Below are 12,538 nucleotides of genomic sequence, written 5' to 3' on the forward strand. Positions count from 1 at the left end.
GGGCGGTCGCGTGGTGGACGGCCTTCGTGCCTCCGTGACGAGCGAGGGTGGACCTTCTCGACACAAGGCAGAGGTTGCCGACCGAAGTGTTAGTGACTAACATTCAGCCATGACCGGACGCGCGACGCGCACCCGCACCCACCTCCAGGAGGCGGCGACCCGGCTCTTCGAGGAGCAGGGCTACGACGCCACGACCGTCGAGCAGATCGCGGGTGCCGCCGGGGTCAGCCACATGACGTTCTTCCGCCACTTCCCGACCAAGGACGCGGTGCTGCTCGACGACGGCTTCGACCCCGCCATCGCGGCGGCCGTCGCCGCCGCTCCCGCCTCGCTCCCGCCTCTGGCCCGGGTCTGCGCGGGGCTGCGCGCAGCCCTCGCCGACCTCAGCCTCCCCGAGGAGGACCAGGTACGCCGCCGGGTGCGGATCGCCTCGGGGCACCCCGCGCTACGGGGCGGGATGCACGCCAACACCGAGGCGACGCGGGAGGCGCTGGTCGAGGTGCTCGTCGCGGACCGTCGCACCGATCCGTTCGTCGCGAGGGTCGCGTGCTCCGCCGTCCTCGCCGCGCTCACCGCCGCCCTGCAGGAGTGGTGCCTCTCCGAGGACGAGGAGCCGATGGGGGCGCGCCTGGCCGCCGCGCTCGAGGTGCTGGAGCCCGCACCATGAGCGGGCTGGCGGTCGCGGGGGTCAGCCACCGCTTCGGCGACCTTCCTGCCCTGCGCGCCGTCGACCTGGTCGTGGAGGAGGGGGAGGTGCACGCGCTCATCGGCTTCAACGGCGCCGGGAAGTCGACTCTGATGCGCGCCGCGCTCGACATGCTGAAGCCGGACGCGGGCACGGTGGAGGTCCTGGGCGTCGAGGTCGCGCGAGCGGGCCCGGAGGTCTGGGGAGCGGTCGGCCACCTGATCGACACACCGTTCGCCTACCCCGAGCTCACCGTGCGCGAGAACCTGTGGGCCGCCGCCCGGTTGCACGGCGTGGACGCCGGCGAGGCCCACGGGGCGGCCGACCGGGTCGTCGCGGCCCTCGAGCTCGAACCCTGGGCGGAGCGGCGGGCCGGCACCCTCTCGCTCGGAAACCGGCAGCGGGTCGGACTGGCCAGCGCCCTCGTGCACGACCCACGGCTGCTGGTGCTCGACGAGCCGACCAACGCGCTCGACCCGTCGGGGGTGGTGCTGCTGCGCGAGCTGCTGCTGGCCGCCGCGCGAGCGGGCACGGCGGTGCTGGTCTCGAGCCACCACCTCGACGAGGTCGCCCGGATCGCCGACCGGGTCAGCGTGATCCACGCCGGGTCGATGGTGGGCGAGCTCGACCCCCGTGGCTCCGACCTCGAGCGCGCGTTCTTCGCCATGGTGCACGAGGCCGACCGGGCGGCGCGACGATGAGCGCGGCGTACGCCGTGGAGGCGCTCAAGCTGCGCCGCTCCCGCGTCGTCCTCGTGGCCACCGTCGCGCTCGCTCTCGTGCCGGCCGGCATGGCGCGGGCCTTCCTGGCCGCCGCCGAGCAGGGCGGCAACGATCCCGCCAGCCTCAAGGCGCAGGCGATGCTGCCCGGGCCCGGCTGGGCCGGCTACCTCGGCGGCCTGGTGCAGATCTATGCCACCGCCGGTGTCGTCGGCGTCGGCATCGTCGTCGGCTGGTGCTTCGGCCGGGAGTACGCCGACCGCACGGTCGTCTCGCTCTACGCCTCCGCGACCCCGCGCGAGGACGTGGCCCGGGCCAAGCTCGTGCTCCTCACCGCCTGGGCCACCGCCGTCGGCGTGCTGGTCGTCGCGGTGGCGCTCGTCGTGGGCGTCGTCACCGGCCTGGGTGTGCCCGACGGTGAGGCTGCGCGCGCGGTCGGGCGGGTGGCCCTGCTGGCCGTGCTCTCGGGGCTGCTCGCGCTTCCGGTCGCGCTGGCCGCGAGCCGGGGCCGCGGCTACCTGCCCGCCGTCGGCGGGCTGCTGGTGCTGGTCGTGGTGGCCCAGGTCGCCACCGTCGCCGGCGCCGGCGGCTGGTGGCCGTGGTCGGCCCCGGCGGTGTGGGCGATGGGTCCCGAGGCCGGCATGCCCGAGGTCCCGGTCTCCCGGTTGCTCCTCGTGCCCCTGGTCGCCCTCGTGGGCGCGGTGGCCACCGAGCGCTGGTGGCGTCGTGCGGAGGTCGGCTGACCCCTTGCCGCACGTGCCCCGGCGGGGTGATGCTGAGCAGGTGAGCGATCCCGACGCCGGCGTCCTGGGCCACATCAACGCACTCGTGGACGAGGAGCACCGGCTGCGAGGCGAGGGCAGCGGTGACCCGGCGCGGCTGCGCGAGGTCGAGGAGGAGCTCGACCGGTGCTGGGACCTGCTGCGCCAGCGGCGGGCCCGCCGTGAGTACGGCGAGGACCCCGACGACGCCGAGGTGCGGTCGGCCTCGACCGTGGAGAACTACCGGCAGTGAGCTCCGCGGCCGCGGGTCCGGGCACCTCCGACGTCCCGGCGCTGCGGCTCGACTCGGCCGCCGGCCGGTGGGTGCTGACGGCCAGCATCCTCGGCTCGGCGCTGGCCGGCATCGACGCGACGGTCGTCAACGTCGCGCTCCCGTCGGTGGGGGAGTCCTTCGACGCCAGCTTCACCGCCCTGCAGTGGGTGGTGACGTCCTACGCCCTGACGCTGGCGGCCTTCATCCTGCTCGGTGGCGTGCTCGGCGACCGGTTCGGCCGGCGTCGGGTCTTCGTCGTCGGGGTCGTCTGGTTCGCCGCCGCCTCGCTGCTCTGCGGCGTGGCGCCGTCCGTGGAGCTCCTGGTCGCCGCGCGAGCGCTCCAGGGGGTCGGCGGCGCGCTGCTGACCCCGGGCAGCCTCGCCCTGCTGCAGGCCACCTTCGCCGGCGAGGACCGGGGGCGCGCGATCGGCGCCTGGTCCGGCCTCGGAGGCGTCGCCACGGCCGCCGGCCCTTTCCTCGGCGGGTGGCTCGTCGACGTCACGTCCTGGCGGTGGGTCTTCCTCATCAACCTGCCGCTCGCGGCCGCGGTGGTCTGGCTGTCGGCGCGCCACGTGCCGGAGTCACGCGACCCGTCGGCCACGGGGCGCGTCGACCTCGGCGGAGCCCTGCTCGGTGCGGCCGCGCTGGCCGGGCTCACCTACGCGCTGATCTCGACCGGGGACGGCGGTGTCAGTACGACGACCGTGGTCGCGGCCTCGGTCGGCCTGCTCGCTGCGGCCGCCTTCGTGGTGGTCGAGCGACGGGTCGCCAGTCCGATGCTGCCGCTCGACGCCTTCCGCGACGCCCAGTTCAGCGCCGCCAACGCCGTCACGTTCGTCGTCTACGGCGGGTTCGGCGCGATCTTCTTCCTGCTGGTGGTGCAGCTGCAGGTGGTGTCGGGGTTCTCGGCGCTCGTGGCCGGCACGGCGATGCTCCCGGTCACCGTCCTGATGCTGCTGTTCTCCTCGCGGTCGGGTGCGCTCGCCGCGCGGATCGGTCCCCGCCTGCAGATGGCGCTCGGGCCCGTGGTCTGTGCGGCCGGTGTGCTCCTCATGCTCCGGATCGGGGCGGGATCCGGCTACGTCGTCGACGTCCTCCCCGCCGTCCTCGTCTTCGGCGCCGGGCTCACGATCATGGTCTCGCCGCTCACCGCGACCGCGCTCGCCGCAGCCCCGGTGGAGCACGCGGGCCTCGCCTCCGGCGTCAACAACGCGGTCGCCCGCACGGCCGGACTCGCCGCCGTGGCCGCGCTGCCGGCGATCGCGGGTCTCCAGGGCCAGGTCTACGACGACCCGCCGGCCTTCGACGCAGGCTTCGCGACGGTGCTGTGGATCTCCGCCGGCGTCCTGGTGGCGGGCGGGCTGCTGGCCGCGGCGACGATCCGCAACGACGTGCTCGGCGAGCCGGGCGCCGCGGACGAGGCGGCGGCGTACCTCCAGCTCAGCCACTGCGCCGGGCTGGGCGGCCCGCCGCTGGCCACCAGGGTCGATGCCCAGGGGCGCGCCGACTGCGACCCGGTGCCGATGCGCACCGCGACGCTCGTGGCAGGTGCTGACGCTCCGGTCTGCGAGCACGTCGTCGGGCTCGCGCCGGCGGCAGCGACCGCCGACGGCTGCCAGACCTGCCTGGCCGAGGGCGGCACCTGGGTGCACCTCCGGGTCTGCCAGGCCTGCGGTCGGGTCGGCTGCTGCGACTCCTCGCCCGGCCGTCACGCGACCGCGCACGCGCACGCGTCAGCCCACCCGCTGGTGCGCTCCTTCGAGCCGGGCGAGGACTGGTTCTACTGCTACGTCGACGAGGTCGCCCTCGACGTGCCCGACGCGCCGCCGGCCCCCAGCCACTCGTGAGGGCCGCCCGTGGCCGACCTCAGTCCTTGACGTAGTAGAGCCGCTTGTTGACGAACTCGTCCATGCCCAGCGGCCCGAGCTCCCGGCCGAAGCCGCTGCGCTTCACGCCGCCGAATGGGATCTCGGCGCCCTCACCGGCGGGGGTGTTCACGTTGGCCATGCCGACGTCGAGCCGGGAGGCGACGCGGGCCGCACGCTCGGGGTCGCTGCTGAAGACCGCGCCGCCGAGCCCGTAGTCGGAGTCGTTGGCGAGCTCGAGGGCCTCGTCGTCCGAGGACACCTTGTAGACGACCGCCACCGGACCGAAGAGCTCCTCGCGGTAGGCCCGCATCTCGGGCGTGACGCCGGTGAGGACGGCTGGCGAGTAGAACGCGCCCGATCCGTCGCCGACCTCGCCGCCGGCACGGAGCTCGGCACCCTTCGCGACTGCGTCGTCGACGACCTCCTTGAGCCGGTCGAGCGCGGTCTGCGAGGACAGCGGTGAGTAGGCGTCGGGGGCGAGCGACCGGGCGAGCCCGACGAGCTCGTCGACGAACGGCTCGTAGACGTCGTCCATGACGATCATCCGCTTGTTGGAGTTGCAGGCCTGGCCGGTGTTGTAGAGCCGGGTCTCCCACGCCTGCTTGGCGGCCGCGGCGACGTCGTCGGTGTCGAGGATGACGTAGGGGTCGGACCCGCCGAGCTCGAGGACGCACTTCTTGAGGTTGCGGCCGGCCAGCTCGGCGATGCGCGACCCAGCGCGCTCGGAGCCGGTGAGGGAGACGCCCTGCACCCGCGGGTCGGCGATGACTGTCTCGATCTGGGCGAAGGTCGCGAACACGTTCTGGTAGACGCCGCTGGGCACGCCCGCGTCGTCGAAGATCTGCTGGATCGCCTGGGCGCAGCGCGGCACCGACTCGGCGTGCTTCAGCAGCATCGTGTTGCCGACCACCAGGTTGGGGGCCGCGAACCGCGCCACCTGGTAGTAGGGGAAGTTCCACGGCATGACGCCGAGCAGCAGACCGATCGGCCGCTTCTGCACCATCGCCGTGTCGCCCTCGAAGGAGGTGATGGGCTGGTCGGCGGCCAGCGCCGGACCGTGCTCGGCGTAGTAGCCGAAGATCGCCTGGCAGAACTCGACCTCCTCCTCGGCCTCCGACAGCGGCTTGCCCATCTCCTCGACCGCGAGCCGCGCGAGCTCGTCGGACCGCTCGGCGAAGAGGTCGCCGACCTTCTTGGCCAGCGCGGCACGCTCCTCGATCGGCTTCTCGCGCCAGGTGGCGAACGCGGACGCCCCGGCGGCGAGCGCGGACTCGACGGCGTCGTCGGTCGCGAAGTCGAACCGGTCGGTCACCTCACCGGTCGCCGGGTTGGTGGAGGCGTACGGCGGCTGCTGGGTCTGGGTCATGTGTCCATCCTGCCGCGTGTGTGCCCACGGCGACAGGGGAGGAGTTCGGTGCTCCTTCGGCTCGCGAGAACGGGCGCGTGCCGCGCACTCAGGGCCGGCCGAGCAGCCCGACCACGTCGAGCAGCGCCTCGGCGACCGTCGCGGGGTCGGTGAGCAGGTGGAGGTGGGTGCCGTCGAGACGACGGACCTCCCAGCCGTGGGCCGCGACCAGGGCCTGCTGGTCGGCGTAGGTGTCGCCGAAGCCGAGGTAGCCCGAGCGGTGCTCGAGCCAGCCGGTGGGCGCGGGTGGGTCCTGCAGCAGCAGTCGCAGCGACACCCGGGGCTCGTCGGCCCGGAGCAGCTCGAGGTGGTCCCCGGCAACCGTCAGGACGTCCTCCTCCGGCCACCACCGCGTCCAGGGTGCGAGCAGGCCGTCGGGCTGCTCGCGGGCCCTCAGGAAGTCGACCCACCGACCCTCCTCCCCGCCTCCGGGCAGCAGCGCGTCGAGGCAGACCAGCTCAGCGCCGACCTCGCTGGCCACCGCCGGCCCGAAGCGACCGGCGTTGGAGTGGGGGACCACCACGTCGGCGCCCTCCGCGGCAGCGACGAACCTCGCCAGGAGGTCGGTGGTGTCGGTCTCGCCGCCGCCGGCGACCACGGCCTCGTGCCCGCGGCGCTCGAGCTCGGCCGCCAACCGGCTGCCGACGGCCGGTGTCGTCAGGGGGCTCGGCAGGAAGCAGAACCGCATGGGGCGAGTGTGCCCGACCCTGCTGTGAACGAATCGTTGTCGCGGCGGCGTACGTCATCACCGCCGAGGGCGAGACGGCTCGCGTCTACGAGCGAACCGGGTTCCGTCCGGCCGGCGGCCTCGACGTCTACGTCGACCGGGCCTGACCAGGTCGTTCAGGCTCGGGTGCGCAGGCGGGAGTCGACGGCCTCGGGGGCGAGCTCGTGGTCGATCACGGTCGCCGCGCAGCCGACGAGCCCGGCCAGGTCTCCGTGGGCGGCGGGCCGGAACGTGAGGTCGCGCGTCGAGCTCGCGGTCGAGAGGCCGTAGACCGACTCACGGACCCCGGCCGACCAGAGGTCGAAGGCGCGCCCCATGTCGCCGCCGACCACGACGGTCTCGGGGTTGAGCAGCGTCACCGCGACGGCAAGGACCTCGCCGACCTGGCGGCCGCTCTGGCGCAGTGCGTTGCGCGCCGCGGGGTTGCCCTCCAGGGCGAGCGAGACCACGTCACGCACGTGGCGCACCGGCAGCCCCGACTCCTGCAGCTCCTGGGTGAGCGCCCAGCCGCCCGCGACCGTCTCGAGGCAGCCGGTCGCGCCGCAGCGGCAGAGCCGGTCGCCGGCCTCGGCCACCCGGGTGTGGCCGAGCTCGCCGATGACGCCACGGTCCGACCCCACGAGCCGTCCGTCGGCGACGAGCCCGAGGCCGAGGCCCGTCGAGGCCTTCACGACCAGCGCGTTGCGCGCCGGCGCGTGGCCGAGCAGCTCGGAGCGCGCGAGGGCGGCGGTGTCGTTGGTGAGATAGACGGGCGCACCGGTGACGTCGGCGAAGAACGGCGGGAGCGGGACGCCGTCCCAGCCGCGCATCACCGGCGAGTCGAGGCTGACGCGGCGCTCGGGGTCGACCGTGCCCGGGAGGCTCAGCCCCAGGCCGAGCACCGGTCGGGAGCGCCCCTCGAGCATCGTCGTGAGGCGCTCGGCGAGGTGGGGCATCACCTCGTCGGGTCCCGACCCGACCTCGTGGTCGTGGCTCTCGGTCTCCTGGACCGCGCCCTCGAGGTCGAAGACCCCGATCTGGGAGCGCGAGCGCCCCACGGCGACCCCCACGACGCTGGCCGCCTCGGCGTGGAAGACGAGTGCTCCTGCGGGACGACCGCCGGTCGAGGCGAGCTCGCCTGCCTCGACGAGCAGCCCGGCGTCGAGGAGGGAGCTGACCCGGCTGCTGACCGCCGTCCGGGAGAGCCCGGTCTGGTGGCCCAGGTCGGTCCGAGTCGCGGCCCGTCCGCTGCGCACGAGGGCGAGCAGCGCTCCGGCAGACGTCTCCGACACGGCGTGAAGTGAACCACACGTGAACTGAAGTCCGGAATGTTTGTTCTAGAAAAAACTTAAGTGCGCTTGCATCGGGGTCGAAGTGCTGCGACCGTTCTGGACATGGAACAGAGCCCGACCACGGCGGCGCTGCCCGACCGCTGTGACTTCACGGTCTTCGGGGGGACCGGCGACCTGGCGCTGCGCAAGCTGCTCCCCGCCCTCTACCACCGCGACCTCGAGGGCCAGCTCCCCGACGACTTCCGGATCGTCGCCGTCTCCCGCACCGACGTCGACGACGCGGGCTACCGCGACCTCGTCGTGGAGTCCGTACGCCGTCACGTGGCGTCCGACCAGGTGGACGAGGCGACGCTCGACCGGTTGGTGGCCCGGCTCCACCACCTGTGCCTCGACATCGACGACGCCGACGGCTGGCACCTGCTCCCCGCGCTGCTCAAGGAGCGCCCGCGGCCGGACGACACCGTGCGCGTCTTCTACCTCGCCGTCGCCCCCGCCCTCTTCGGAGCGATCTCCGCCCGCCTCGACCAGCTCGGCCTCGTCGACGAGCACGCCCGCGTCGTCATGGAGAAGCCGATCGGCCGCGACCTCGCCTCGGCCCAGGAGATCAACGACGCGGTCGGCCAGGTCTTCGACGAGTCGCAGATCTTCCGGATCGACCACTACCTCGGCAAGGAGAGCGTCCAGAACCTCCTCGTCACCCGCTTCGCCAACGCCTTCCTCGAGCCGCTGTGGAACAGCCAGTGGGTCGACCACGTCCAGATCACCGTCGCCGAGGACCTCGGCGTCGGCGACCGGGTCGGCTACTACGACCAGGCCGGCGCGCTGCGCGACATGGTCCAGAACCACCTGCTCCAGCTGCTGTGCCTGGTCGCGATGGAGCCGCCGGCCTACGTCGGTCGCGAGACCGTCCGTGACGAGAAGCTCAAGGTGCTCCAGGCGCTCAAGCCGATGACGCCCGACGTCGTCGACACCGACACCGTCCGCGGCCAGTACGCCGCCGGGCTGGTCGACGGCGCGGCCGTGGCGTCGTACGACACCGAGCTGACGGCGGCGGGCGGCGAGCGCTCGACCACCGAGACCTTCGTGGCGCTGCGGACCGAGGTCCAGAACTGGCGGTGGGCCGGCGTCCCGTTCTACCTCCGCACCGGCAAGCGGATGGACCGCCGGGCCTCGGAGATCGTCGTGGTCTTCAAGCAGCCGCCCCACCCGATGTTCCCGCACGCGGAGGGGCGCACGACGCCCAACCGGCTCCACATCGAGGTCCAGCCGAACGACGGGATGCGGCTCCACCTGACCGCCAAGGAGCCCGGCCCGGGCGGCATCCGGCTGCGGCCGGTCTCGCTCGACCTCAACTACGCCGCGACCTTCGGCCAGCGCTCGCCCGACGCCTACGAGCGTCTGCTCATGGACGTCGTGCGCGGCAACCCGACGCTCTTCATGCGCCGCGACGAGGTCGAGGCCGCCTGGCGCTGGGCCGAGCCGATCCTCGACCGCTGGGTGACGTCGGGCCAGCGCCCGCAGAAGTACGCCGCCGGGACGCCCGGCCCGGCCGCGAGCTCCACCCTCCTCGAACGTGACCACCGGACCTGGCAGGAGACCGACCAGTGACCACCCCGACCTCAGGCACCCACCCCGTCGTCGCCGACGTGACCGCCCGCATCGTCGAGCGCAGCGCGCCGACCCGCGCGACCTACCTCGCCCGGATCCGTGCCGCCCAGGACAAGGGCCCGGCCCGGACCAAGCTGGCCTGCGCCAACCTCGCCCACGGGTTCGCGGCGTCCGACGAGAAGGCCAAGCAGGGCCTGCGCGGGCGCACCAAGCCCAACCTCGCCATCGTCACCAGCTACAACGACATGCTCTCGGCCCACCAGCCGTTCGAGACCTACCCGCCGGTGCTCAAGAAGGCGGTCATCGGGGCCGGCGGCCTCGCGCAGGTCGCCGGCGGCGTACCCGCGATGTGCGACGGCATCACCCAGGGCCGGGCGGGCATGCAGCTCTCGCTCTACTCCCGCGACGTGATCGCGATGTCCACGGCGATCGCCCTGTCGCACGACATGTTCGACGGCGCGATGCTGCTCGGCGTCTGCGACAAGATCGTCCCCGGCCTGCTGATCGGCGCGCTGTCCTTCGGCCACCTGCCGACCGTCTTCGTGCCGGCCGGCCCGATGCCCTCGGGCCTGCCCAACGGCGAGAAGGCGCGCGTGCGCCAGCTCCACGCCGAGGGGAAGGTGGGGCGTGAAGAGCTGCTCGAGGCCGAGGCGGCGTCCTACCACTCGGCCGGGACCTGCACCTTCTACGGCACCGCCAACTCCAACCAGCTGCTGATGGAGGTGCTCGGCCTCCACCTGCCGGGCAGCTCGTTCGTCAACCCCGGCACCCCGCTGCGCGAGGCGTTGACCCGGGAGGCCGCGCGTCGCGCCGTCGCCATCACCGACCAGGGCGGCGAGCCCACGCCGATCGGCGAGCTGGTCGACGAGAAGGCTGTCGTCAACGCCTGCGTCGCCCTGCTCGCCAGCGGCGGCTCGACCAACCACACCCTCCACCTCGTCGCGATCGCCCGGGCCGCGGGCATCGTGCTGACGTGGGAGGACCTCTCGGACCTGTCGGCGGTCGTCCCGCTGCTCGCCCGGATCTATCCCAACGGCCAGGCCGACGTGAACCACTTCCACGCCGCCGGCGGCATCGGCTTCCTCGTCCGCACGCTGCTGCGCGCCGGCCTGCTCCACGACGACGTCCAGACCGTCATGGGTCGCGGGCTGTGGCGCTACACGACCGAGCCGGTGCTGCGCGGCCACGAGCTCACGTGGGAGGAGGGACCCACGCGTTCGCTCGACCTCGACGTGCTGCGCCCGGCCGACGACCCGTTCTCGGCCGACGGCGGCCTCAAGGTGCTGCACGGCCCGCTCGGGACCGCCGTGATCAAGACGTCCGCCGTGAAGCCGGAGCACCGCACGGTCACTGCCCCGGCGCTGGTCTTCGACGACCAGGCCGACTTCCTCACCGCCTTCCAGGACGGCGCGCTCGACGGGCGCGACTTCGTCGCCGTCATCCGCTACCAGGGTCCGGCCGCCAACGGCATGCCCGAGCTCCACAAGCTCACGCCCGCGCTCGGCGTCCTCCAGGACCGCGGCCAGCGGGTCGCGATCGTCACCGACGGCCGGATGTCCGGCGCGTCGGGCAAGGTCCCGGCCGCCATCCACGTCACCCCCGAGGCCGCGCTCGGCGGGCCGCTGTGCCGCATCGCCGACGGCGACGTGGTCACCGTCGACGCCGAGGCCGGCCTGCTCGCCCTCGACCCGGCCGCCGAGCTCGCGCTCCGCGACCGGGAGCCGACCGGTCGCGCGCCGGAGGGCGAGGAGTTCGCCGGCACCGGCCGCGAGCTGTTCGCCGCCTTCCGTGCCACCGTCGGCACCGCCGACACCGGCGCCAGCGTCTTCCCGCTCCACGGAGCCCCCACCCAGGAGGTCCCCCTTGTCCAGCACGCCTGAGCTCCACGCTCCCGCGCCGTCCTTGCTCGACCTGGTCCCGGTCGTCCCGGTCGTCGTCATCGACGACCTCGACCACGCCGTCCCCGTCGCCGAGGCGCTGGTCCGCGGCGGGCTGCCGGTCATCGAGCTGACGCTGCGTACGCCGGTCGCCCTGCAGGCGATCGCCCGCGTCGCCGCGGAGGTTCCCGACATCCGGATCGGGGCCGGCACGGTCACCACCGCCGCCCAGGCCGACCAGGCGTGGGCCGCCGGCGCACAGTTCCTGGTCTCGCCCGGCGCGACCCCGACCCTGCTCGACGCGATGGAGCAGACCGGGCTGCCCTTCCTGCCCGGCGTCGCGACCGTCTCGGAGGCGCTCACGGCCGTCGAGCGGGGCCACACCGACCTCAAGTTCTTCCCTGCCGAGGCCGCCGGCGGCGCGGCGTACCTCTCGAGCATCGGCGGCCCGCTCCCCGACGTCCGCTTCTGCCCGACTGGGGGCATCACCCCCGAGTCGGCGCCGCGCTACCTCGCGCTGCCGAACGTCGGCTGCGTGGGGGGCTCCTGGATCACCCCGCGCTCGGCCCTCACGGAGGGTCGCTGGGACGTCGTGGCCTCGCTGGCGGGCGGGGCCGCGGCCCTCACCGGTCGCGCCTGACCGGAGGTGTCCGGGCCGCGAGGCCCGGACACCGAGGGGTCAGAGGCCCAGGCCGAGCTGGCCGAGGATCCGGTTCAACAGGCGCACCACGCGTCCGAGCAGACCCTGCAGGCCGCCGTCGAGCAGCCCGACGACCGAGCACAGCAGGTTGCCGAGGAGGTTCCCCGGCCCCGACACGGCCGTGATGTTGAGGTGGACACGGTCGAGGTCGACCACCAGCCCCAGCAGGTCGAGGTGGATCGGTGCCAGCACGAGGTCGAGGACCTCGCAGTCGGCCAGGGCGCGCGCGTTCGTGCTTCGCGCCGTGGCGGGGACGCCGTTCATGGAGATCACCCGGGTCTTCCGGATCACCGTGAAGGTGCGCGAGTCGCCGGACGCGGTGTCGGTGATGACACCGTCCACCACGCCACGCACGAAGACCTTGCCGTTCTTCTTGCTGAACCCGAGCGGCGTGAACGTCCCCGTCACCGCGTCCTCGTCGGCAGTGGTGCCGGTGACGTCGGCGGTCAGGCTGCCGGCTGGGCTGCTGGCCACCGGGTCCGCGAGCGCAGCGGCGGGAGCCGGGCCGGCCTGGGCGGTGCCGGCGAACCCGCCGGCCGTCGCGACGAGGGCGAGCCCCAGCACGGCGGAGACGAGAAGTGCCGTCAGACGGCTGGATCGAAGGTGTGACATGTGGTTTCCCTCCCACAGGGTGCCCCGAGGG

Annotated in this window: 12 protein-coding genes; 8 read left to right on the forward strand and 4 right to left on the reverse strand. The window is 73.7% G+C overall.

The annotated features are described in order from the left end of the window. The first annotated feature begins 109 nt into the window (after window positions 1-109). From ABD091_RS10405 to ABD091_RS10425, 5 genes are read left to right on the forward strand one after another with little or no spacing between them, the layout of a single operon-like run. Window positions 110-667, forward strand: coding sequence for a TetR/AcrR family transcriptional regulator (locus tag ABD091_RS10405; RefSeq protein WP_343918076.1), 558 nt, complete (start codon window positions 110-112; stop codon window positions 665-667). After that, window positions 664-1,386 carry an ABC transporter ATP-binding protein gene (locus tag ABD091_RS10410; RefSeq protein ID WP_343918078.1) on the forward strand — a complete coding sequence of 241 codons (723 nt, stop codon included), beginning with the start codon at window positions 664-666 and terminating at the stop codon, window positions 1,384-1,386. Before ABD091_RS10405 ends, ABD091_RS10410 begins: the two co-directional genes overlap by 4 nt. Further along, window positions 1,383-2,147 (forward strand): ABC transporter permease, encoded by a 765-nt coding sequence (locus tag ABD091_RS10415; RefSeq protein ID WP_343918080.1) that lies wholly within the window; start codon window positions 1,383-1,385, stop codon window positions 2,145-2,147. Before ABD091_RS10410 ends, ABD091_RS10415 begins: the two co-directional genes overlap by 4 nt. 40 nt (window positions 2,148-2,187) lie before the next feature. Beyond that, the gene (locus ABD091_RS10420) at window positions 2,188-2,418 is read left to right on the forward strand and encodes a DUF2630 family protein (protein ID WP_343918082.1); all 231 of its coding nucleotides are present in this window, start codon (window positions 2,188-2,190) and stop codon (window positions 2,416-2,418) included. Beyond that, entirely contained in the window at window positions 2,415-4,286 is a 1,872-nt protein-coding gene (locus ABD091_RS10425; protein WP_343918084.1) for a DHA2 family efflux MFS transporter permease subunit, read from the forward strand. The genes ABD091_RS10420 and ABD091_RS10425 overlap by 4 nt, the downstream gene beginning before the upstream one ends. A 19-nt stretch (window positions 4,287-4,305) precedes the next feature. On the opposite strand, the gene ABD091_RS10430 is transcribed toward ABD091_RS10425, so the two are convergent. The 3 genes from ABD091_RS10430 to ABD091_RS10440 form a co-directional block, all read right to left on the reverse strand. Next, window positions 4,306-5,673 carry an NAD-dependent succinate-semialdehyde dehydrogenase gene (locus tag ABD091_RS10430; protein ID WP_343918086.1) on the reverse strand — a complete coding sequence of 456 codons (1,368 nt, stop codon included), beginning with the start codon at window positions 5,671-5,673 and terminating at the stop codon, window positions 4,306-4,308. 88 nt (window positions 5,674-5,761) lie between these two features. Beyond that, entirely contained in the window at window positions 5,762-6,400 is a 639-nt protein-coding gene (locus ABD091_RS10435) for a hypothetical protein (RefSeq protein ID WP_343918088.1), read from the reverse strand. Between the two features lie 155 nt (window positions 6,401-6,555). Beyond that, window positions 6,556-7,710, reverse strand: a complete 1,155-nt coding sequence (locus tag ABD091_RS10440) for an ROK family transcriptional regulator (protein ID WP_343918090.1) — start codon at window positions 7,708-7,710, stop codon at window positions 6,556-6,558. A gap of 102 nt (window positions 7,711-7,812) precedes the next feature. Between ABD091_RS10440 and zwf the strand changes: the two genes are divergently transcribed. Genes zwf through eda form a run of 3 tightly spaced genes read left to right on the forward strand, consistent with a single transcriptional unit; the run spans window position 7,813 to window position 11,835 of the window. Further along, on the forward strand, window positions 7,813-9,318 hold the full coding sequence (gene zwf / locus ABD091_RS10445) for a glucose-6-phosphate dehydrogenase (RefSeq protein ID WP_343918092.1): 1,506 nt from the start codon (window positions 7,813-7,815) through the stop codon (window positions 9,316-9,318). Next, window positions 9,315-11,198 (forward strand): phosphogluconate dehydratase, encoded by a 1,884-nt coding sequence (edd, locus tag ABD091_RS10450; RefSeq protein WP_343918094.1) that lies wholly within the window; start codon window positions 9,315-9,317, stop codon window positions 11,196-11,198. Before zwf ends, edd begins: the two co-directional genes overlap by 4 nt. Beyond that, a complete protein-coding gene (eda, locus tag ABD091_RS10455; RefSeq protein WP_343918096.1) occupies window positions 11,182-11,835 on the forward strand; it encodes a bifunctional 4-hydroxy-2-oxoglutarate aldolase/2-dehydro-3-deoxy-phosphogluconate aldolase in 654 nt (217 codons plus the stop codon). Before edd ends, eda begins: the two co-directional genes overlap by 17 nt. A 39-nt stretch (window positions 11,836-11,874) precedes the next feature. Here the strand turns inward: eda and ABD091_RS10460 are convergent, their stop codons facing one another. Next, complete coding sequence (locus ABD091_RS10460) at window positions 11,875-12,507, reverse strand: hypothetical protein (protein ID WP_343918098.1); 633 nt, start codon at window positions 12,505-12,507, stop codon at window positions 11,875-11,877. Window positions 12,508-12,538 lie beyond the last annotated feature (31 nt).

This window comes from Nocardioides aestuarii (assembly GCF_039527245.1).
In the GTDB taxonomy this organism is placed as follows: domain Bacteria; phylum Actinomycetota; class Actinomycetes; order Propionibacteriales; family Nocardioidaceae; genus Nocardioides; species Nocardioides aestuarii.